The sequence below is a fragment of the Clostridioides sp. ES-S-0049-02 genome, assembly GCF_020658465.1.
Taxonomy (GTDB): domain Bacteria; phylum Bacillota; class Clostridia; order Peptostreptococcales; family Peptostreptococcaceae; genus Clostridioides.
Map to the genome: position 1 here is coordinate 556286 of NZ_JACVWG010000002.1, position 20570 is coordinate 576855.

Below are 20570 nucleotides of genomic sequence, written 5' to 3' on the forward strand. Positions count from 1 at the left end.
AAAATTATGAATATGATTTTTGATAATCTTTTCTACAATTGAAATATATAAAGGGGGGGCGTACTAAAAAATAGGCGACTCCCCTTTTGAATAAAAAGTAAATACTAAGTTCAAATAAATCACCAATTTTATGCCCATAGTGGCAAGCACCTTTTTCTTTTTTATCCATTAAAGTTATCTTTATCTTTGGTCTTCTAGCCATAATCTTACACATCCTCCTTTGTATTCATATTCAATATAATAAAAATACTGTATTTTAAAATTTTATCATGAATTCGTTTTTAAGTAAATTTTGTTTTAAAAACTATTTTTATAATAATAATCAGAAAATTTAGACTAAATTTGATTAGTAAAGTTGTAATAAATTCACTAAAAATAAGTTAGAATAGGTAAAAATTGAAGTATTTATAAGCCTCATAAAAAATATTTGGGAATAAATTATACACTATAAAATTTTAATAAAATAAGTATAATTCTAATAAAACTGAAATAAATTTAAAATATGTGTGAATAGTCTAAATTTAAATAATAATTTTAGACTATTTATCTATCTATAACTTAAATTATATCAAATTGATAATAAACTATATATTATACTTTTTTGTAGAGTAGAATTATAATTATAGAAAGAAAAAAAACTATCAAGGGTGAAAAAAATGTAGAAAAAAGTAGAAAAGATTCTTTTACAAAGAAAGGGAGGGATAATCTTGCAAGAGAGAGAAGAATTAGTTTTAAATCCAGTTCCAAAAGAGGAAAGAGTTGGATGGTTAGCTCCATTATTTAATATGCTTGGCTCTAATATAGCCATATCAGAATTAATGGTTGGAGGAACCTTAATTTTAGGAATGACTCTTTCCAATATGATTATTACATCAATTATAGGGAACTTAATATTAGTCGCAATTATTATGATACAAGGTTATATTGGTTGTAAAGAAGGGTTAAATACATATGTATTAGCTAAGGGGGCATTTGGAGAGATAGGTGGAAAATATCTAATATCTCTATTGCTTGGAATAACTAGCTTTGGTTGGTTTGGTGTACAAGCAGGAGTTGCGGGATTATCAGTACAAAAAATATTTCCAAGTGTAAACTTAACTCTAGTCACAGTTATACTTGGATTATTAATGGTAGTTTTCGCTTTGTATGGTTTTAAGGCAATGGCTAAGTTTAATTACTTAGTTATACCACCACTTATAATATTAATGGCTTGGGGAGTTTTTAAAGCTTTTTCTACTTATGGAGTTGAAGCTATCTACAATTACACTCCTCAAACAACAATGAGTATGGTTGAAGGATTAAATATGGTTGTTGGTCTTATCATAGTCGGTGCGATTATATCACCTGACCAATTAAGATATACAAGGGGAGTAAAAGATATTTGGATAATTGGTTTTTTAGGATTAGGTATTATTTCATTGTTCCAACAAGTTGCAGCAGGCGTAATGTCTATGGGTGCTCCTACTTGGGATATAACAGAAGTATTGGCTAATTTAGGATTTGGATGGATAGCATTTGTTATTTTAATACTTGCATCTTGGTCAACCAATGTATCAAATGCCTATTCTGGTGGATTGGCACTAAAAACTATTTTTCCAAATGTAAAGAGAAATGTATTAACTTTAGTTGCAGGTCTAATAGGTACAACAATAGCAGCTACTGGTATAATATTCAAATTCCAATCGTTCTTATCTTTCTTAGGAATAGCAGTTCCAGCTATAGCAGGAATTATGTGGTGTGAATATTATTTTATACAAGGAAGAACTTATAAACACAGAGAAGGAATAAATTGGATTGCAGTAATAAGTTGGTTAATTGGTTTTGCAGCATCATATTATACTTCAAAAATAAGTTTCTTAATACCACCAATAAATGGAATTGTAGTAAGTATGATTCTTTATTATATACTAATGAAATGTTTTGGAAGTAAGGATAAATAAAGGGGGAATTTGTATGAGTCGTAAAGTGAAAATAGGTATAATTCAACAGCATAGTGTACTTGGAGATGTTAAAAAAAATATAGAAAAAGCAGTAGAGATGATAGATGATTTAGGAAATCAAGGTGCAGATATTATTTGTTTGCCAGAATTATTTGCTACAGGATATAACTTAGAATATTTAGGTGGAATTAAAACATTAGACCTAATAAGAGAACATAACAAATACATAGAAGAATCAATGTCAGAAGCAGCTAAAAGAAATAATGTATACCTAATATCTCCATATGGAACTTTAGAAAAGGACTCTACACATGTTTTCAACTCAGCTGTTATATTCGATAGACAAGGTAATATGATGGGAGAATACTGTAAAAATCACCTATGGTCATTAGAAGCAGTATACTTTAAAGCAGGGGAAAAAGTAGATGTATATGATGCTGATTTTGGTAAATTTGGTGTAATGATATGCTATGATGCAGGATTCCCAGAAGTGGCTAGAGAGTTGACATTAAAAGGCTCTGAAATAATATTTATACCTTCTGCATGGAGAATACAAGATGAAGATATGTGGGATTTAAACGTATCTCAAAGAGCTTTAGAAAATACTGTGTATACAGTAGGAGTAAATTTAGTAAGTAATGACCCTAATTTGATACTGTTTGGAAAGAGTAAAATATGCAATCCTAGAGGAACTATAATAAGTCAATTAGATACATATAGAGAAAAATATATATTAGCAGAGATTGACCTAGATGAAATAGAAAAATATAGGAACGATATTCCATACTTAAAAGACAGAAAAAATAGTTACAATATATAATTTTACATTATATGTTAAGGTACAATTTTGATAAAAAATAAAATAGGAGGATATGTCAAACGCTAAAGATAAAGTTATTAACTCTGTTTGATATATCCTCTTTAATAATACCAGCTTTGGTTTAAAGATTTTTGAAATAGTTTATAAGAAAGTCTTTAAATAATAAGACTGCTTTAGATGCATAATTCTCACTAAACCATGAAAGATTTAAATATCTTTTAAATTCAATATCTTTTATATGTAATAGTTTAATTTCAGGGTCTCGAGATAAGCCCCATGATTTTCCACATATAAATCCAACTCCTTGAAGTGATTTTATAAGAGCATAGATTGTATATGGAGAATCGGATTCAAAGGCTATTTTTGGCTTGAAATTAGCTGATTCACATAATATATCTATTATTTCTCTGTAATTCTCACCTTTAGTTATAACTATAAAATTTTCATCTGAAACTTCATTTAGATAAACCTCATCTTTTAAGGATAGAGAGTGGTTTATTGAAACTCCTAATAATATTTCCTCGCAGGTTAATGTTATATTATTTTCTGAGTTTAATTTTGTAAATGAAGAAGATATATACAAATCAAAATCACTTTTCTTATAAGACGATGGTAGAGTATGTGAAACATTAAAGGTAATATTAGGATATAGTTTTCTAAAGTTGCTCAAAAGTGGCGGTAATACATTAGCAGCTGCTGTAGCTAATATTTTTACTTCACCAGAGTTTTCTAAGGAAATATCTTGTAATTCTTTTTTTGACATTTCTACTAAATCTAAAATACTATCCACCCTTTTTAGAAATAATCTACCATATTCATTTAGTACAATATATCTTCCTTTTCTATCAAACAACTGAACCCCAAGTTCTTTTTCTAAAGAAGATATGGTTTTACTTAAAGCTGGTTGTGCTATATTTAGTTTTTGTGATGCTTTTGTTATGTGTTCCATTCTAGCGACAGTTTGAAAATACTTAAGATGCAATAAATCCATAATATAAAATACACCTCTTTTAATATAACTTGAATTATATAAATTTGATAATTAATTATATATTATACATTATAATACAAAGCTTGTATAATAAACTATAATATGGCATAAAGTTATGTAAATATTTACTAATACATTTACATAATCTAACTAATAAAGGAGATATTTAATATGAAATTAACTAAGGAAATATTAGAATATGCTTTAATAGGAGGTACAATTTTAGGTGGAGGAGGTGGTGGTGCAAAGGAAAGTGGAAGAGAGATGGGGGAATATGCCTTACAACATGGATTTCCAAATCTAATAAGTATAGATGAATTACATGATGATGCAATTGTCTTAAATGTATCAGCAGTAGGAGCTCCAGCAGCACCACTCAAGTATGCTGATAATGATGATTATATAAATACAGTCAAGATATTTATTGATAAACTAGGATTAGATATACAAGGTATTATTACAAATGAAAATGGAGGATGTGCAACAATAAATGGATGGCTTCAGTCTTCTGTACTTACAATACCACTAATAGATGCACCTTGCAATGGTAGAGCCCATCCAACAGGCCTGATGGGGAGCCTTGGATTACATAGAGATAAAACATATAAGTCTTATCAAGCTGTGTCTGGTGGAAATCCAGAACTTGATAATCATATAGAGGGATTTGTAGAGGGTTCTTTAAATAAGACAGCAGGACTTGTTAGACAGTGTGCTGTAGCAGCAGAAGGTTTAGTTGCTGTAGCTAGAAATCCTGTAAAAGCATCTGTTGTAAAAGAAAATGCTGCTATAGGAGGTATAAGCCATGCAATAGATTTGGGTAGAGAGTTTTACTTAGGTTTAGAAATATCAAAAGATAAAGCAATAAACAACGTTGTCGAATTTTTGAATGGAGATGTAGTTTCAGAAGGAACAATAGAAATTTTAGAGTTAGAAACTACAGGTGGATTTGATGTAGGTAAATTGATTGTAAATGGTTATGAGGTAACTTTTTGGAATGAATATATGACAATAGAAAAAGAGAATAATAGAATAGCAACATTTCCAGACTTAATTATGACTTTTGATAAAAACACAGGCATGCCTGTTACATCAGCAGAAATCAGAGAAGGGCAAGAGATAGTTTTAATAAAAACTTCTAAAGAAAATTTAAAACTTTCAATAACAATGACACAAGAAGAATTATTAAAAGATATAGAAGATATATTAAATAAAAAAATAATTGGAGTTAATTAGGATATGTAGTAATTTGATTGATTGAAGAATTAAAATTGATTAAATTTAATGAGCAATATAATACCTATAAAACTATAAATAAAACAAATACTTAGGAAAAAGTTTATAAAAATAAAAAAATAAATAAGATATGAAAGATAATAAGAAAAAGTTTATAAAAATATAGATAAAATAAAAAAATGCTGTAATATTTATAAAAATAAAAGTAAAAATATTTACACAAAAACTATAAATAAAAGAAATAAAATTGGATGGTGAGCAAATATGATGTTAAAACAAGTTTTGGAAGTTTATGATATTATTGATAGTGCAGAAGTAGATGGAGAATGTGTAAAAAAATATTTGGAAAGCTATGGTGGGAAGAATATATTAGTAAAAACTTTAGGTACGGAAAAAGGGTCTACTGACTTAGTAAAGCTTACAATACCAGGAAAAAATGGAAAATCATCAGGAGGAACAGCTAAGACATTAGGTGTTTTAGGAAGACTAGGAGGAATTGGAGCAAGACCAGAAATGATAGGTATGGTTTCTGACGCTGATGGAGCTTTAGTAGCAATAGCAGTAGGAGCAAAATTATTGGACATGCAAAATAAGGGAGATTTTATTGATGGAGATGTAATAGTTTCAACTCACATATGTCCAGATGCACCTACTAAAGAACATAAACCAGTTCCATTTATGGATTCTCCAATTGATATGAGAACTATGAATGAAAATGAAGTTGATTTAAGCTGTGATGCTATATTATCAATAGATACAACTAAAGGGAATAGAGTTATAAATACAAGAGGTTTTGCTATATCTCCCACAATAAAAGAAGGGTATATTCTAAAAACAAGTAATGATTTATTAGACATAATGCAGACTACTACAGGAAGACTTCCTTGCGTATTTCCAGTGTCAATACAAGATATAACTCCATATGGAAATGGTTTATACCATATAAATAGTATTCTTCAGCCTGCTGTAGCTACAAAAGCACCTGTAGTAGGAGTTGCTATAACAACTGAGACAACAGTTGCTGGATGTGCAACTGGAGCAAGTAATTATTCTGATTTAGAGAGTGCAGGAAGATTTGTTGTTGAAGTAGCAAAACACTATTGTGGTGGAAATTGTGAGTTTTATGATGAACATGAATGGAATATTTTAATGAATAGATATGGAAGCTTAGATAAGTTTCAAACTTTTGGAGAAGAATAAAGTTGTCTTTTATTGATGTTTTAGAATGGATGATATAGGCTAAATTATTGTGATATAATATTTAGAGTAAATAAAAATTGTAGATATAATAATTTTAGGGGGAGTTAATATGAAATCAACAAAATCAATATCATCAGTATTGTGTTTATCTCTAGTTTTAAGCTTATCATCAATATCATATGCAAATGAAGTGGGTAGAACGGCAACAGAAAATACTTTAATAGGTAAAGATAGATATCAAACAGCTATTGAAGTAAGTAAAGAGGGTTGGAGTAGCGCAAATGAAGCTGTAATAGTGAATAGTGAATCTATTGTGGATGCATTATCTGTTACACCATTTGCTAAATTAAAGAACGCTCCAATACTACTTACAGAAAAAAATAATTTAAATTTACAAACAAAGAAAGAATTAGAAAGATTAGGTGTTAAAAAAGTCTATATAATTGGACTATCTGGTTCTGTATCAGATAGTGTAGAAAAACAACTAGAATCTAATAACTTAACAGTTGATAGAATTGGTGGTAGTGACAGACATCAGACAGCTTTAAACATAGCTAAAAAGATAGAAGGTTTAAAAGACATATCAGAAATAGCTGTGATAAATGGATATACAGGTCTTGCAGATGCAGTTAGTATAGCTTCTGTAGCTGCTACTAATGGTATGGTTATACTTCCGGTTTCTGATGCATCTGGAGTGTCTAGTTTTAAGGATTTTATAGCTTCTAAAAATATAAGTAAGTCATACATAATAGGCTCTACTAATGCTGTATCAGATAAAATAAAACAAAGTCTACCAAATTCAGAAAGAATAGGTGGAGCAGATAGAAATGAAACAAATGGAAAGGTAATAGAAAAATTTTATACATCAAATGACTTAGATAATGTATTTGTAGCTAAAGATGGAATGAAAAAACAAAATCAACTTATAGATGCTCTAGCAGTAGGTGTATTGGCATCAAAAGAAAATTCTCCAGTACTTATAGTAGGAGATAAATTGAGTGCAACTCAAAAGAGTATATTTACAAATAAAAAGGCGACTGCTATAACTCAAGTTGGTAGTGGTGGAAATGAAAATGCATTTGCAGAACTAAAAGATTTACAAGGGAGTAGTACTGGTAAGAAAGTAATGTATGTAGCTAATACAGATAAAGTAAATGTAAGAAGTGATGCTACAATAGAAGCTTCTGTAGTGGGTTATCTAAACAATGGTGATGAAGTAGAAGTTTTAGAAGTACTAAAAACGGGATGGGTTAAGATAAAATACAATGACGATATTGGATATGTCAGTGGGTCTTATCTAACAAGTAATAAACCTAATAACAGCAGTGAGAATGTTAAGATAAAATATGTAAAAGAAAAAGATGGTCTAAATGTTAGAAAAGGACCAAGTACGGAAGATGAAAAAATAGGACAACTTCCATATGGAAGTAAGGTAGAAACTGTAGAAATGTTTGCTACTGGATGGGTAAAAATAAAATACAATAGTGGATATGGTTATGTAAGTAATGATTACCTATCTGATACACCAGTTATCTAAACTTATAGATAATAAACAATAAAGAGACTGTCTTAATATTAATGACAGTCTCTTTATTGTTATGAAATGTAGATTTTAATAATGATTTATATTTTGATAACCTAACTTTAGAAGTTATTATTGTAGATATTATTAATATATAAATACTTAAAATCCGATGCTTAATACCAAAATTGCATATTAATATGATGAGATAATTTAAATATAAATAATTTTATCTAATTATTATTATAAATTAAGTAGTAATATAAAAGAAATAGCTAAAATGAGTCCTTTTATTTTTGTTTTTTGTATCTATTTGGTATAATAGTATTGAAACATATAATAATTTAGATAAAATTTCTTAAGAGGAATACTATGAGGAGAACATAAAATGAAAAAATGTCTTTACTGTAATAGGGATATAAAGTCACCAAATAATAAATTGGCTATAAAATACGATGACAATACCAATATATATCCATGCCGTACAGAATGTAAGGAAAAAATTGAAGAATATATAATAAAAAAACCTACTTATAAGTTTATAAATATATTGGAGGTTCTTTTAGGTGTAGGTGGAATATTTTGCTTTTTGAGCAAATGGACTATTGCAGCCCAAATTGTACTTGGAATTGACGCATTAGTTATATTTTTATTTCCATTAGCAGGGTTTAAGATGAATGGTAAATTAAGTATGGAGCAAACTAAGCATCAGAGCAGGTCTATAGCAATATCAATTTTAGCATTTATAATAGTAATAACTGTATTATATTTTAAGCAAATTGGTAAGTAAATCATAATTGTATAGAACATCATAAGAGTATGAGGTGAGTTTATGGAAGAAAGAAAATTAGCACCAAACAATGAGCGAGAAGCTCTTATAAAAAGATTAAAAAGAATAGAGGGTCAAGTTAAAGGGATACAAAAGATGGTAGAAGAGGAGCGTTATTGTGTTGATATATTAGTTCAAATATCTGCTATAAGGTCTGCTATAAATAGAGTGGGTACAATTATTTTGGAAAATCATATAAAAGGATGTGTAGCAGAAAGTATCAAACATGATGATAGTGAAAAAACTGAAGAGATGATAAAAGAACTTATGGATACCATAAATAAATTTACAAAATAAGGGGGCGGTTAGGTATGAATCAACAAGGATTTATTATGGAGATTGTTGATGATAGAACTGCAAAATTAAAAATGCAAAGACACTCAGCTTGTGCTGCTTGTGGAAAATGTGCTACTGCTGACTCATCAGAGTCAAAAGAGATATTAGTGGAGGTAGACAATACAATTGGTGCGAAGGTTGGTGACCATGTAGAAGTAAGTATGGATAACATGAATGTATTAAAAGCAGCTGTGATGGCTTATATAATACCTCTTGTAGCACTTCTTGTTGGAACAATAGGAACATACTATATATTGGGAGCAATTGGCATGACATCTGGCGTTGAAGCGATAAGTGGATTAGTTGGGATTTGTCTTACAATAATTTGTTATTTGTATTTAAAGAAGAATGATAAAAAATTTAGAGATAGTAGAGAATTTATACCAGTAATCACAAGAATCTTAATTGACCTTTAAAATGATTATAATTTAAAAATAGCAATGTACTCTTATAAACACTTAATGTATATTTATAGGATTTCGGTACATTGCTATTTTTATATTTTTATTTTGATTTTCTTTGAGGAATAAAGTTCTTTCGTATTTTTAAAAGGTTTAATGTTCTTACAAAAGAAGTTACAACCAATACACCAAGCGATATTGCAGCACTTAAAAATAGTGCATCAGTACCTTTTGACATAGCTAAATCATAATTTTTTTGAATTAAAGATAACATTGTATTGTATAATCCAATTCCTGGTATCAGAGGAAGAATACCTGGAATTACAAATACAATAGCTGGTTGCTTTAGTTTTCTAGCCAATATCTCACTACATGCTGAAACCAAAGCGGCAGCTATAAAACCCGCAAAAATTGAGTTTGTAGTAAAATTAAATAAATATACATACACAATCCAACCAACTCCACCAGTTATTCCAGCTGGAAGAAGTAGATAAAGTGGTGCATTAAAAAAAACAGCAAATCCAGCAGTTGCAATGCCTGAAAATAAAAAATGTAAAATCATTGACATATCAGTCATTAGAAAGGACCTCCAATTCTATACCATGTATCAAGGACAAAACCGACTCCAGAAGCAATTGCAATAATAATCATAGCAGCATCGAAAGCACGAGAAATTCCTGATATTAAATTACCTGATATTAAATCTCTGATGGCTTTTATAAAAGCAACTCCTGGGAGTAGTGGCATTATTGCTCCAACTATAAGCATTTTAGGGTCATTCAAAATACCTATTTCAACTAGTAAAACTCCTGAAAGTGCTATTAAAAAAGAAGATACTAAACATGAAAATGCAGATATTGCACTTATCTTCATGGTTTTATCATAAGTAATTGCAGCAAATATTGCTATTATAAATGTAAGAATAAAATTTAATATATAATTCCCTCCAAGCAAGCAAGCAAAGCAAGCAGATGCAATTCCTGTACAAGAGTAAAACAACCATAAAGGATAAGGTTTTACCTCTTGAATTTCATAAAGACGTGCAATAGCAGTATCAATATCATATTCTTTATCATTTACAAATTCTCGAGAAAAACTGTTTAATAAGGAAATCTTATTTAAGTTTATACCTCTTGATTGAATCGTTTTCATAAACGAAAAACCGTCAAATTTTTCATCTGAAATAATTATTACTGTAGGAGTTGTAAAAATATTTACATGATAAAATCCTCTTGACCTGCATATTCTAAGGACACTGTCTTCAACCCTAGATGTTTCAGCTCCATTTTTTATCATAAGTTCCCCTACAAATAGAGCTAATTTTAGAATATTTTTTTTATATTCAAGTTCCTCATTTTGATTCATAAATACACCTCCAAATTAAAAAACATAATATTGAAATTATATCAAATTTTTAAGTAATATTCCTTATATATATATAAATTATATTATCTTTTTTTTATTTAAAAATAGTCACATCTAAATTATATCCAATTAAAAGAATTAGACAATATTATTTATTATATTTTAACTTAAAATACAGAAAGAAAACATGTAAAAGTAGTAAAACACTTGACTATTAATTTATAAAAGACTATAATAATAAATTATCATATTGATAAAAACGAAAATTATGAAATGTCTGTAAAAGTAAAATTTAAATAATAACTAGGAGGAGTAATATGTTTGAGAACTTGAAAAAAGCGGACCCTGAGATTTATGAAAGTATGAAAAGAGAGTTAAAAAGACAACAAAGGAATATTGAGTTGATAGCATCTGAAAATATAGTATCAGTTCCAGTAATGGAAACTATGGGAAGTCATCTTACTAATAAATATGCAGAAGGTTACTCAGGCAAAAGATATTATGGTGGATGTGAGTACATAGATGAAGTTGAAACTCTTGCAATAGATAGAATTAAAAAGATATTTGGGGCAGAACATGCTAATGTTCAACCTCATTCTGGAGCAAATGCAAATATCGGTGTATATTTTGCTATGCTAAAACCAGGTGATGTTGTTATGGGAATGAATTTATCTCAAGGTGGGCATTTAACTCATGGTGCTCCAGTTAATATTTCTGGTCAATATTATAAATTTTATGAATATGGAATAGATAGAGATAGTGGACTTATAGATTTTGATGATGTTAGAAAAATAGCACATGAAGTAAAACCTAAAATGATAGTTGCAGGAGCAAGTGCATATCCTAGAGAGATAGATTTTAAAAAATTTAGAGAAATAGCTGATGAGGTTGGAGCATTACTTATGGTAGATATGGCTCATATAGCAGGTCTTGTAGCTGCTGGTCTTCATCAAAATCCATGTGAAGTAGCTGATTTTGTTACAACAACAACTCATAAAACTTTAAGAGGACCTCGTGGAGGAGTTATCCTTTGTAAAGAAAAATATGCTAAAGCTATAGACAAAGCAATATTCCCTGGAATTCAAGGGGGACCTCTTGAGCATATAATTGCATCTAAAGCAGTATGTTTTAAAGAAGCTTTAAGTGATGAATTTAAAACATACCAACAACAGGTTGCTAAAAATGCAAAAGCTTTAGCTGAAGAACTTATTAAGAGAGATTTTAAATTGATTTCTGGAGGAACAGATAATCACTTAATATTATTAGATTTAACTAATAAAAATATAACTGGTAAAGCCGCAGAAAAAAGATTAGATGATGCTTACATAACTGCTAATAAAAATACAATACCATTTGATCCAAATGGCGCACTTGTTACAAGTGGAGTAAGACTTGGTACTCCAGCTGTAACTACTAGAGGCATGAAAGAGGAAGATATGGCAGTAATTGCTGAGGCTATAGACCTATGTTTAACTTATGATGAAGAATCTAAGGCAAGAACATTGGTTGTTGGTTTAACTGAAAAATATCCTCTATATGAAGAATATAATATTATGGATTAATTAAAAGTATAATTAAATAAGACATATTTAAAGAATTAAAATGATAGTATTTATGTTTAAGTATGTTTATAAAGACAAAACCCAATTAATTAGGAGATAGCTTCCAATATTAATTGGGTTTTGTATTTTTTAATTAAAACTTTAAGATTTCTTAAGAATTATACTAGGTTTTTCTAAAGATTTAAAGTTTATACTTATAAATATAGTAATTAAAGGTATTTAAAGGCTTTAATGAGGAGGGAATCTTATGAAAGTATTAATTCTTACAGGAAAATTTGGTATGGGTCATTACTCAGCATCAAACTCTTTAAGTGAAGATATAAAAACAAAATTTAATAATTCTGAAATAATAATTAAGGATATATTTGAATATATTATGCCTAACTACTCAGATAAAATGTATAAAACTTTTTCTATTCTTGTAAATCGGGGAAGTAGTCTTTATAATTTATTTTACAAATGCACTGAAAATGGAAAAAAAGATATAAAATTTACATTTTCAGATTATTTCTTAACTAAATTAGACAAGTTACTTAATGAAATACAACCAACAGTAGTTATTTCAACTTTTCCATTTTGTTCTCAAGTAGTATCAAGATATAAAGAAAAGTATAATTCAAATCTTCCTTTGATAACATGTATAACAGATATAAGTAGTCATTCAGAATGGATTAGTAAAAATACAGATTGTTACTTAGTGGCTAGTGAATCTACTAAAGAAGAACTTATTTTAAAAGGAATAGATGAAGATAAAGTAAAAGTTAATGGGATACCTGTAAAAAAAGAATTTAAAAAAATAGAACATATAAATCATTTAGATAAAAAAAACATCCTCATAATGGGTGGGGGCTTAGGTTTATTGCCTAAGTCAGAACAATTTTATAGAGAACTAAATAGTTTAGAAGGAGTAAAAACTACTGTAATAACTGGTAATAATAAAAAAATGTACTATAAATTGTACAATAGATATGAAAATATTGAGGTTGTAGGCTATACTAATGAAGTATACAACTATATGGAGAGTGCTGACCTTATTATTTCTAAACCAGGTGGAATAACATTATTTGAAACAATTTACTCAGAGCTTCCAATATTAGCATTCAATCCATTTTTGCAACAAGAGATAAATAATGCTGATTTTATACTAAATAATGGAATTGGAAGAATACTTGATAAAAATAAAAAATACTATGTAGATGAGATAAAAGACTTAATCTATGATGATGTTACACTTAAAGAAATGAGTTTGAATATGAAAAAACTTAAAAAACAATTTGATAATAATTCATTAGAAAATATTTTATTTTCATTTGATGGACAAGGAGTGTGTAGAGAATGTATGTAGTAGGTTTAATTATAGTTGTTGCTTTGATTTTTTTAATCCATTCAATTATACCTACATATTATAATAAATTATTAAATAAAGATGTATTGAAAAATATGACTGAGAAGAATGAAATTGCTCTTACATTTGATGATGGACCAGACAAAAGATATACAGAAAAATTGTTGGATGTACTAAAAGAAAATAATATAAAGGCCATGTTTTTCGTAGTGGCAAAGAATGCTGAAAAAGAGCCTGAAATTATAAAAAGAATGTTAAGAGAAAATCACATAGTTGGTTTACATTCACTAGAACATAAGAATGCATGGCTTTATAGTTATAATTATGTTAAAAAAGATTTTATTGAAAGTACAAATACAATGAAAAATTTAGGTGTAGATGTAAACTACTATCGTCCACCATGGGGTCATACTAATATATTTTCATATCAATTTGTTAAAAGATATAACTTAAAGATGACCTTATGGGATGTAATGGCAGAAGATTGGAGTAAAGATAGTACAGTAGAGATTATAGTAAATAAGTTAATAGATAGAACAAAAGAAAATTCTATAATTTGTTTGCATGATGCAGGAGAAAACTCAGGAGGAGCAGTTGGCGCACCTGAACGTACTATCGAAGCATTAAAGATAGCTATTCCAAAACTCAAAGCTAGTGGTTTTAAATTTGTAACACCAGAAAGGATGTAGTTATGATAAGTAAAACTGAAAAGAAAAATAAGTGTCTAGGTAGTGTAACCTTCTTAGTTTTACTAATGGGTATAACTGGATACTTTGTTTTTAGAGGTCAATCAATTGAATCGTTAATAAAATCATTAAAAGGTGCAAGTCCTGTGTTTATATTAATTGGATTTGCAATGATGTTTATATATGTTGCTTGTGAAGGTATAAATATATATTTAGGTATAAAGGCTTTAAATCAAAAAACTACATTTTTAAAATGTATGGGATATGCGTTTGTTGGATTTTATTTTAGTTCAATTACACCTTCAGCGTCTGGAGGTCAACCAGCGCAAGTTTATTACATGAAGAAAGATGATATAAACATATCTTATTCTTCACTTATACTATTAGTTATTGTTGTCATTCACCAAGTTGTTGTATTGGCATATAGCGGAATAATGTTCATTATGGAACGTGAATTTATACTAAACAATGTAAGAGGAATGAGTATTTTATTGATATATGGTGTAATAACGAATGTTGCTCTTGTTGTTGGAGTAATTGCAGTTATATTTTCAAAAAAATTAGTAAATAACTTCATAATATTCATAACGAATTTATTAGGAAAATTAAGAATAATAAAAGATGTTGAAGGTTCACGAAAAGTGATAACTTCTCAAATTGAAGAATATGTTAAAGGTGCTCAATATATAAAACAAAATCCAAAGTTAGTAATTAAGATTTTACTTATAACTATTGTGCAAATAACAGCTATGTTTTTAGTACCATTCTTTGTATACAAAGCTTTCCATCTATCAACATATACTGTGTTTGAAATATTAGCAATACAATCATTACTCAATATTGCTGTTTCATCTTTACCATTACCAGGAGCTGTTGGGGCATCTGAAAATAGTTTTATGACATTATTTAAGATATTTTTCCCAGGGCATTTATTAGTGCCAGCGATGTTACTTAGCAGAGGAATAAGTTTTTATGCATTCGTTGCTATAAGTGGTTTAGTATGTATTGTAGCACATGTTAAATCTTCTGAGAAAGTTAAGTCAGTAAAAGAAGTTGTTTATGTAAGATAGTATTGTATAGTTTATTTTTTACATCAAGGATATGTGTGTACGTTTTGATTAAACTTTGAGCATACTTACAATAGTAGAAAGTATTAAAACGTATGACATTGCTAAGCTTTTACTAATAAAGTATAATATTTTATATAGTTTGAAATATTTAAGAAATATAGTAAAAAAGGAGCTTAGCGATGAATAAAGAGATTCAAAAAAAAATTTTAGTAGCTGATGATAATCCAGAAATTAGGGAAATTGTAGAAATACTTTTAACTGGTGAAGGTTATGAAGTTGTTATGGCGACGAACGGAGAAGAGGCCGTAAATTTAGTAGACAGTACAATTGATTTGATTATTTTGGATGTTGTTATGCCAGTAAAGACAGGGTTTGTTGCATGTAATGAGATTAGAGAAAAAACAACAGCTCCAATATTATTTCTAACTGCGAAAACTCAAGATTCCGACAAGGTTATTGGGTTTTCAGCAGGAGGAGATGACTATTTATCAAAGCCTTTTTCATATTCTGAGTTAATTTCAAGAGTTAAGTCACTACTTAGACGTTATTATATATATCAGGGGAAGGAAAAGAATAAGGAGCAAAATATATTGAAAACAAGAGGTTTAAGTGTAAATTTGGATACTCAAGATGTCATATTGGATGGAGAAACTATATTTTTGACAACTATAGAATATAGCATACTAGTTCTTATGCTAAAAAATAGAAAAAAAGTTTTCTCGTCTGAAAATATATATGAAAGTATTTGGGATGAGCAATATTTTTATACAGCAAATAATACTATAATGGTACATATTAGAAATTTAAGAAAAAAATTAGAGAAAGATCAGAAAAATCCACAATATGTAAAAACTGCATGGGGAAAGGGGTACTATATTGATTAGCAAAATTAAGCCATCAAAGTTGGGTGTCATACTATTGATATATGTAGTAATCTCAGCTGGGGTGGCTTTTATTTTAAATATACCATTTTATTCTGCCGTTGAGTCAATAGTAAAGGATGTATCAGAAGGTAGAACCTACTTTAAAAGAGAAGCAGACCAGTTAATGGCTGATTTTCAAATCTATGTGAATGATAAAAATTTAAGTTCAAATGATGGAGAAGATATATCAAATTGGAATAATGACAATTGGTTTGTATCTATGAAAGTATATAAAGGAAATGAGCTTTTTTATGATACACTGTACTATCCAGATGAAGTACCTGATAAGAGTGAAGAAAATGAATTTTATAGTAGCTCTATGGCTAGACATTATGAGATACAATTTTCTGATATTAAAGCTAGTGTAGTTATAGTAGCACTGTTTCGATTTCGATTTCAAAACTTTATAGAAGCTGTTTCTATCACATTTATGGCAATTACATTTATTGTAACATTTTTATTGCTGTTGAGTAGAAAGATTAAATATCTAAGAAAAATAGAGATGGGCATAAAGATAGTAGAAAGTGGTAGTTTAAAGTATAGAATTCCTGTTAAGGGTAACGATGAATTATCATCACTTGCATCTAGTATTAATGAGATGAGTCAGGCACTTGATAATCAGATTATAAAAGAAAGAGAAATGAAGAATAAAAATAAGGATATAGTAACTTCAATATCACATGATGTCAGAACTCCATTGACATCAGTAATTTGTTATTTGGATTTAATTAAAGATCATAAGTATAATAGCCCTGAGCAATTGGAGCAATATATAAAAAATGTGAGATTAAAAGCATATCAGATAAAAGATTTGACAGATGACCTTTTTACACATTTTGTTAATTCGGAAGAAGAAGTTTCTAAAAAATATGAAAAGATTAATGCAAATGAATTTATATTTCAACTGCTTTTAGATAGTTCATATACATTGGAAGAAAAGGGATTTCATATAAAAATAGAAAATGAACTTTATAATCAATATCATATTTATGTAGATGTAACACAATTTAGAAGAATATTTGATAATCTATGTTCCAACATAATAAAGTATGCAAGAAGGGATAGACCAATAGTATTTTTAATTAAAGTTGAAGATGGTAAGCTGTTAATTATACAAAAAAACAAAGTTAGTAACATTCATAAAGATGTAGAAAGTTTTGGAATTGGCATAAAAAACTGTGAAAAGATAATTGCATATCACAATGGAAGTATAAATGTAAACTCAGGTGACAAAGAGTTTTCTATTGAAATATCTATTCCAGTAAATGAATCATAAATGTCTAAATTAAGTACTACACATGCCAATTGTTATGTGCCTATGACCAAGTAACAAGTTTACTTGTAAGACCATATAATATTATTATCTTAAAAAAAGGGGACATAATAATATGGTTTTAACAGGAGCGCATTATATTTACATTGTATTTATGGTAATTATCTTAATTACTATGCTTATGAAAAAAGATACTATAGTACCATGTATATTAGGTGTTTTTTTCATGGGGCTATTCTTTGAAAAAAATATCTTTGGAGCTATAACAGCAGTGTTTAACTCGTTTATTATATCTTTAAATGAGTTGGGACCTATTATTTTAATCATAGCTATTATGGTAGCTTTATCTAAAGCTCTAGAAGCAAATAATGCCATACAGTATATGGTAAGACCATTTTCCAAAGTTATAAAAAATTCTAACACAGCATTTTTTGTAACTGGATTTGTAATGTTGATTCTTTCTTGGTTTTTTTGGCCAACTCCAGCTGTTGCCTTAGTCGGAGCTGTATTTTTACCTGTTGCTATTAGAGCTGGATTACCAGCGATTGGTGTTGCAGTAGCATTAAACTTATTTGGTCATGGTCTTGCCTTATCTACAGACTTTGTTATTCAGGGAGCCCCAAGTATAACAGCTGGTGCCGCAGGAGTAGCAGTATCATATGTCATAAATGATGGTATGATTTTATTTTGGGTAATGGGAATTGTAACGATATCGATGGCGTTTTATACATTAAAAAGAGATATCAATAAAGGAATGTTTAGAGAAGAGCTTAAAGATTTTGAAAGTGAAGAAGTAAAAGAATTTAATGGAAAGTCTAAGATAGCAACTATTTTAGTAGCTTTAGGATTTCTTGCTGATATAATTGCTATGTATATGTTTGACCTAAAAGGAGGAGATGCATCAGCTCTTTTAGGAGGAACAGCAGTGTTTCTGATAATTATTATAAACACTATAAATTTCGGTAAAAATAGTCTTGAAAATGTGTGTGAAAATATAATAGATGGTTTTGTGTTTGGTATAAAGATATTTGGAGCTATTATACCAATAGCAGCGTTTTTCTACATGGGAGAAGTTGCACCTTTAACTGGTGTATTTGGAAAGGTATTAGCCCCTGGTTCTCAAGGATTATTATCAGATATAGGGATAGCTCTTTCTCAAACTATACCACTTAATAAATTTGCAGTATCAGGTATAGAAACTGTAGTAGGAGCAATAACTGGGCTTGATGGTTCTGGGTTCTCTGGAATCTCATTAGTTGGTTCACTTGCATCTGTATTTGGAACTGCTATTAATGCAAGTGTTGGTGCATTAGCTGCATTAGGTCAAATTAGTGGTATTTGGGTTGGTGGAGGATGTCTAGTTCCTTGGGGGCTTATTTCAGCAGCAGCAATTTGTGGAGTTAGCCCTATTGAATTGGCAAAAAGGAACTTTATTCCTGTGATAACAGGTCTCATTGTAACAACAATAGTAGCAGTATTCATTATTTAGAAAATAAAAGCTAATATTATTTTACTTGTAGATTAACAAAGCTTATATAAATTAAAAATAAAAAATCATATAAATTAAAAATAGATGTACAGTTATTATCTACTAAAAGACTTTTGTATCATGTAAAAACTATACATCTATTTTTTTTTGAAGTATTTAATTTGAAATAGTTTATGTAAATTAATATCTGAATATTACATTTAAAATATAGCTTTTAAATATATTTCTAAATGTTAATAATTTAGAAGCTCAAAATTGTATCCTAGTTTTCTAGCATCTGATATAAAATCACTTAGAATTTCTGTACTAGTTTTAGAAACAGCATGTAGTAATAAGATAGAACCATCATGTAAATTATCCATTATTTTCTTCTTAGCTTCCTCATGTGATGGTTGTTTTTCAGTATCCCAATCTCTATATGCGAAACTCCAAAATATAGTTTTATAACCTAGGTTTTTAGTCATTGCTAAGCTTTTTTCTGAATATTTACCCATAGGAGGTCTGAAAAACTTAACTATGTTTTTTCCAGTTAATTCTTTATAAAGTTTTTCAACATCTTCAAATTCATCATTAAAGCTTTCTAGATTGCTTGTTTTTGTTGGCATAGAAGGATGAGTTTTACTATGACTTCCAACTATGTGACCTTCTGCAACCATTCTTCTTATCAAATCTTCATGTTCCTTTATATATGGAGAGGTAACGAAAAAAATGGCCTTTACTTTATTTTTTTTTAAAACATCTAGTATCTTTGATGTATATCCATTTTCATAACCTTCATCAAATGTAAGATATAATGTTTTTTGACCATCTTTGATGGGTCCATTATATATAGCATTATAGTCAGAAAAATTAAATTTGATGTCAGTATTTACTTCTGGAGTTTGATGTTTAGTATTTGGTATATAAAACCAATCAAGAGCAGTATTATCCAAAGATGACACATCTAACTTTTCATTATCATTGTTCACAGTATTTTTATTTGATGGACTGTCTGTTCCATCTGAAACAGTTACATTGGAAGTATTTTTACTATCATCAGCATTTTGAGAATCTCCTTGTGTTGATATTTCTTTATTCTGTTCTGTGTTTTGTTTTTTTTGTGAGTTTGAACATCCCACAACGAAAAAAATAGATATAGAAAGTATTGTCAAAACGTATAGTATCTTTCTAAGCATTTTTTAGCTCCCTTCTAAATTAATTGTAATTATATATAGTATTATTATAGTTTGAAAGTGTTATTATTAATAGTTACATATTTGAAAATAAAGTCGCAATAGTATTATAAAATATGAATAATTAATAAATTTAAGAAAAAATGTAAAAAAGTAGTTGACCATATTATAATAACATGTTATTATAATAAATGTGCTCAACAAGGAACCAAAAAATAATGAGTACAAAATGATTTATTTAATAAAATGAACTTTGAAAATTAAACAGTAGGTTAATTTATAAAACAAGAAACAAACCATAAAGCCAGATATTTAGATAACAATAGTATCTGAGCCTGATAAACTTTTATTTGAGAGTTTGATCCTGGCTCAGGATGAACGCTGGCGGCGTGCCTAACACATGCAAGTTGAGC

General features: G+C 28.8%; 20 protein-coding genes and 1 rRNA gene. 16 read left to right on the plus strand and 5 right to left on the minus strand.

The genetic code is table 11. The features are described from left to right. Nucleotides 1-4: 4 nt before the first annotated feature. The gene (locus IC213_RS08625) at nucleotides 5-202 is read right to left on the minus strand and encodes a hypothetical protein (protein WP_227835721.1); all 198 of its coding nucleotides are present in this window, start codon (nucleotides 200-202) and stop codon (nucleotides 5-7) included. 505 nt (nucleotides 203-707) lie between these two features. Here IC213_RS08625 and IC213_RS08630 point away from each other — a divergent pair. Both IC213_RS08630 and IC213_RS08635 read left to right on the plus strand, forming a co-directional pair. Next, nucleotides 708-1940 (plus strand): cytosine permease, encoded by a 1233-nt coding sequence (locus IC213_RS08630; protein ID WP_227434502.1) that lies wholly within the window; start codon nucleotides 708-710, stop codon nucleotides 1938-1940. A gap of 13 nt (nucleotides 1941-1953) precedes the next feature. Further along, the gene (locus tag IC213_RS08635) at nucleotides 1954-2760 is read left to right on the plus strand and encodes a nitrilase-related carbon-nitrogen hydrolase (RefSeq protein WP_227824271.1); all 807 of its coding nucleotides are present in this window, start codon (nucleotides 1954-1956) and stop codon (nucleotides 2758-2760) included. Nucleotides 2761-2881: 121 nt separating this feature from the next. On the opposite strand, the gene IC213_RS08640 is transcribed toward IC213_RS08635, so the two are convergent. After that, complete coding sequence (locus IC213_RS08640; protein WP_227482138.1) at nucleotides 2882-3751, minus strand: LysR family transcriptional regulator; 870 nt, start codon at nucleotides 3749-3751, stop codon at nucleotides 2882-2884. 171 nt (nucleotides 3752-3922) lie between these two features. Between IC213_RS08640 and IC213_RS08645 the strand changes: the two genes are divergently transcribed. From IC213_RS08645 to IC213_RS08670, 6 genes are all read left to right on the plus strand, one after another. Next, nucleotides 3923-4984 carry a DUF917 family protein gene (locus tag IC213_RS08645; RefSeq protein ID WP_227851120.1) on the plus strand — a complete coding sequence of 354 codons (1062 nt, stop codon included), beginning with the start codon at nucleotides 3923-3925 and terminating at the stop codon, nucleotides 4982-4984. 264 nt (nucleotides 4985-5248) lie between these two features. Next, nucleotides 5249-6184, plus strand: a complete 936-nt coding sequence (locus tag IC213_RS08650; protein ID WP_227863001.1) for a DUF1177 domain-containing protein — start codon at nucleotides 5249-5251, stop codon at nucleotides 6182-6184. Between the two features lie 109 nt (nucleotides 6185-6293). After that, on the plus strand, nucleotides 6294-7721 hold the full coding sequence (locus IC213_RS08655) for a cell wall-binding repeat-containing protein (protein WP_227835724.1): 1428 nt from the start codon (nucleotides 6294-6296) through the stop codon (nucleotides 7719-7721). Between the two features lie 373 nt (nucleotides 7722-8094). After that, complete coding sequence (locus tag IC213_RS08660) at nucleotides 8095-8496, plus strand: hypothetical protein (RefSeq protein ID WP_227434508.1); 402 nt, start codon at nucleotides 8095-8097, stop codon at nucleotides 8494-8496. Nucleotides 8497-8538: 42 nt separating this feature from the next. After that, nucleotides 8539-8832 (plus strand): metal-sensitive transcriptional regulator, encoded by a 294-nt coding sequence (locus IC213_RS08665; RefSeq protein WP_227434509.1) that lies wholly within the window; start codon nucleotides 8539-8541, stop codon nucleotides 8830-8832. Nucleotides 8833-8846: 14 nt separating this feature from the next. Beyond that, nucleotides 8847-9287: a SoxR reducing system RseC family protein gene (locus IC213_RS08670; RefSeq protein WP_227434510.1), complete on the plus strand. Its 441-nt coding sequence runs from the start codon at nucleotides 8847-8849 to the stop codon at nucleotides 9285-9287. A gap of 88 nt (nucleotides 9288-9375) precedes the next feature. Here IC213_RS08670 and IC213_RS08675 read toward each other — a convergent pair whose 3' ends face one another. Continuing rightward, nucleotides 9376-9849, minus strand: a complete 474-nt coding sequence (locus IC213_RS08675; protein WP_227434511.1) for a threonine/serine exporter family protein — start codon at nucleotides 9847-9849, stop codon at nucleotides 9376-9378. After that, on the minus strand, nucleotides 9849-10637 hold the full coding sequence (locus IC213_RS08680; protein WP_227434512.1) for a threonine/serine exporter family protein: 789 nt from the start codon (nucleotides 10635-10637) through the stop codon (nucleotides 9849-9851). The genes IC213_RS08675 and IC213_RS08680 overlap by 1 nt, the downstream gene beginning before the upstream one ends. A 317-nt stretch (nucleotides 10638-10954) precedes the next feature. Here IC213_RS08680 and glyA point away from each other — a divergent pair, with 317 nt between their 5' ends. From glyA to IC213_RS08715, 7 genes are all read left to right on the plus strand, one after another. Next, entirely contained in the window at nucleotides 10955-12199 is a 1245-nt protein-coding gene (glyA, locus tag IC213_RS08685; RefSeq protein ID WP_227434513.1) for a serine hydroxymethyltransferase, read from the plus strand. 247 nt (nucleotides 12200-12446) lie between these two features. After that, the gene (locus IC213_RS08690) at nucleotides 12447-13544 is read left to right on the plus strand and encodes an MGDG synthase family glycosyltransferase (protein WP_227434514.1); all 1098 of its coding nucleotides are present in this window, start codon (nucleotides 12447-12449) and stop codon (nucleotides 13542-13544) included. Beyond that, entirely contained in the window at nucleotides 13535-14233 is a 699-nt protein-coding gene (locus IC213_RS08695; protein WP_227863002.1) for a polysaccharide deacetylase family protein, read from the plus strand. The genes IC213_RS08690 and IC213_RS08695 overlap by 10 nt, the downstream gene beginning before the upstream one ends. A gap of 2 nt (nucleotides 14234-14235) precedes the next feature. Next, nucleotides 14236-15300 carry a lysylphosphatidylglycerol synthase transmembrane domain-containing protein gene (locus IC213_RS08700; protein ID WP_227434516.1) on the plus strand — a complete coding sequence of 355 codons (1065 nt, stop codon included), beginning with the start codon at nucleotides 14236-14238 and terminating at the stop codon, nucleotides 15298-15300. A 179-nt stretch (nucleotides 15301-15479) separates the two neighbouring features. Continuing rightward, nucleotides 15480-16184 carry a response regulator transcription factor gene (locus IC213_RS08705; RefSeq protein WP_227434517.1) on the plus strand — a complete coding sequence of 235 codons (705 nt, stop codon included), beginning with the start codon at nucleotides 15480-15482 and terminating at the stop codon, nucleotides 16182-16184. Continuing rightward, on the plus strand, nucleotides 16177-17499 hold the full coding sequence (locus IC213_RS08710) for a sensor histidine kinase (protein ID WP_227830813.1): 1323 nt from the start codon (nucleotides 16177-16179) through the stop codon (nucleotides 17497-17499). The genes IC213_RS08705 and IC213_RS08710 overlap by 8 nt, the downstream gene beginning before the upstream one ends. A gap of 112 nt (nucleotides 17500-17611) precedes the next feature. Beyond that, the gene (locus tag IC213_RS08715) at nucleotides 17612-18985 is read left to right on the plus strand and encodes a hypothetical protein (RefSeq protein ID WP_227434519.1); all 1374 of its coding nucleotides are present in this window, start codon (nucleotides 17612-17614) and stop codon (nucleotides 18983-18985) included. Between the two features lie 233 nt (nucleotides 18986-19218). Here IC213_RS08715 and pdaA read toward each other — a convergent pair whose 3' ends face one another. Continuing rightward, complete coding sequence (gene pdaA / locus IC213_RS08720) at nucleotides 19219-20160, minus strand: delta-lactam-biosynthetic de-N-acetylase (protein ID WP_227863003.1); 942 nt, start codon at nucleotides 20158-20160, stop codon at nucleotides 19219-19221. Between the two features lie 343 nt (nucleotides 20161-20503). Between pdaA and IC213_RS08725 the strand changes: the two genes are divergently transcribed. Continuing rightward, a 16S ribosomal RNA gene (locus IC213_RS08725) occupies nucleotides 20504-20570 on the plus strand; the annotation flags it as partial.

Coding starts and splice junctions, on each gene's coding strand:
- IC213_RS08625 (WP_227835721.1), bottom strand. CDS start 202: ATGGCTAGAAGACCAAAGATAAAGATAACTTTAATGGATAAAAAAGAA.
- IC213_RS08635 (WP_227824271.1), top strand. CDS start 1,954: ATGAGTCGTAAAGTGAAAATAGGTATAATTCAACAGCATAGTGTACTT.
- IC213_RS08640 (WP_227482138.1), bottom strand. CDS start 3,751: ATGGATTTATTGCATCTTAAGTATTTTCAAACTGTCGCTAGAATGGAA.
- IC213_RS08645 (WP_227851120.1), top strand. CDS start 3,923: ATGAAATTAACTAAGGAAATATTAGAATATGCTTTAATAGGAGGTACA.
- IC213_RS08650 (WP_227863001.1), top strand. CDS start 5,249: ATGATGTTAAAACAAGTTTTGGAAGTTTATGATATTATTGATAGTGCA.
- IC213_RS08655 (WP_227835724.1), top strand. CDS start 6,294: ATGAAATCAACAAAATCAATATCATCAGTATTGTGTTTATCTCTAGTT.
- IC213_RS08660 (WP_227434508.1), top strand. CDS start 8,095: ATGAAAAAATGTCTTTACTGTAATAGGGATATAAAGTCACCAAATAAT.
- IC213_RS08665 (WP_227434509.1), top strand. CDS start 8,539: ATGGAAGAAAGAAAATTAGCACCAAACAATGAGCGAGAAGCTCTTATA.
- IC213_RS08670 (WP_227434510.1), top strand. CDS start 8,847: ATGAATCAACAAGGATTTATTATGGAGATTGTTGATGATAGAACTGCA.
- IC213_RS08675 (WP_227434511.1), bottom strand. CDS start 9,849: ATGACTGATATGTCAATGATTTTACATTTTTTATTTTCAGGCATTGCA.
- IC213_RS08680 (WP_227434512.1), bottom strand. CDS start 10,637: ATGAATCAAAATGAGGAACTTGAATATAAAAAAAATATTCTAAAATTA.
- glyA (WP_227434513.1), top strand. CDS start 10,955: ATGTTTGAGAACTTGAAAAAAGCGGACCCTGAGATTTATGAAAGTATG.
- IC213_RS08690 (WP_227434514.1), top strand. CDS start 12,447: ATGAAAGTATTAATTCTTACAGGAAAATTTGGTATGGGTCATTACTCA.
- IC213_RS08695 (WP_227863002.1), top strand. CDS start 13,535: ATGTATGTAGTAGGTTTAATTATAGTTGTTGCTTTGATTTTTTTAATC.
- IC213_RS08700 (WP_227434516.1), top strand. CDS start 14,236: ATGATAAGTAAAACTGAAAAGAAAAATAAGTGTCTAGGTAGTGTAACC.
- IC213_RS08705 (WP_227434517.1), top strand. CDS start 15,480: ATGAATAAAGAGATTCAAAAAAAAATTTTAGTAGCTGATGATAATCCA.
- IC213_RS08715 (WP_227434519.1), top strand. CDS start 17,612: ATGGTTTTAACAGGAGCGCATTATATTTACATTGTATTTATGGTAATT.
- pdaA (WP_227863003.1), bottom strand. CDS start 20,160: ATGCTTAGAAAGATACTATACGTTTTGACAATACTTTCTATATCTATT.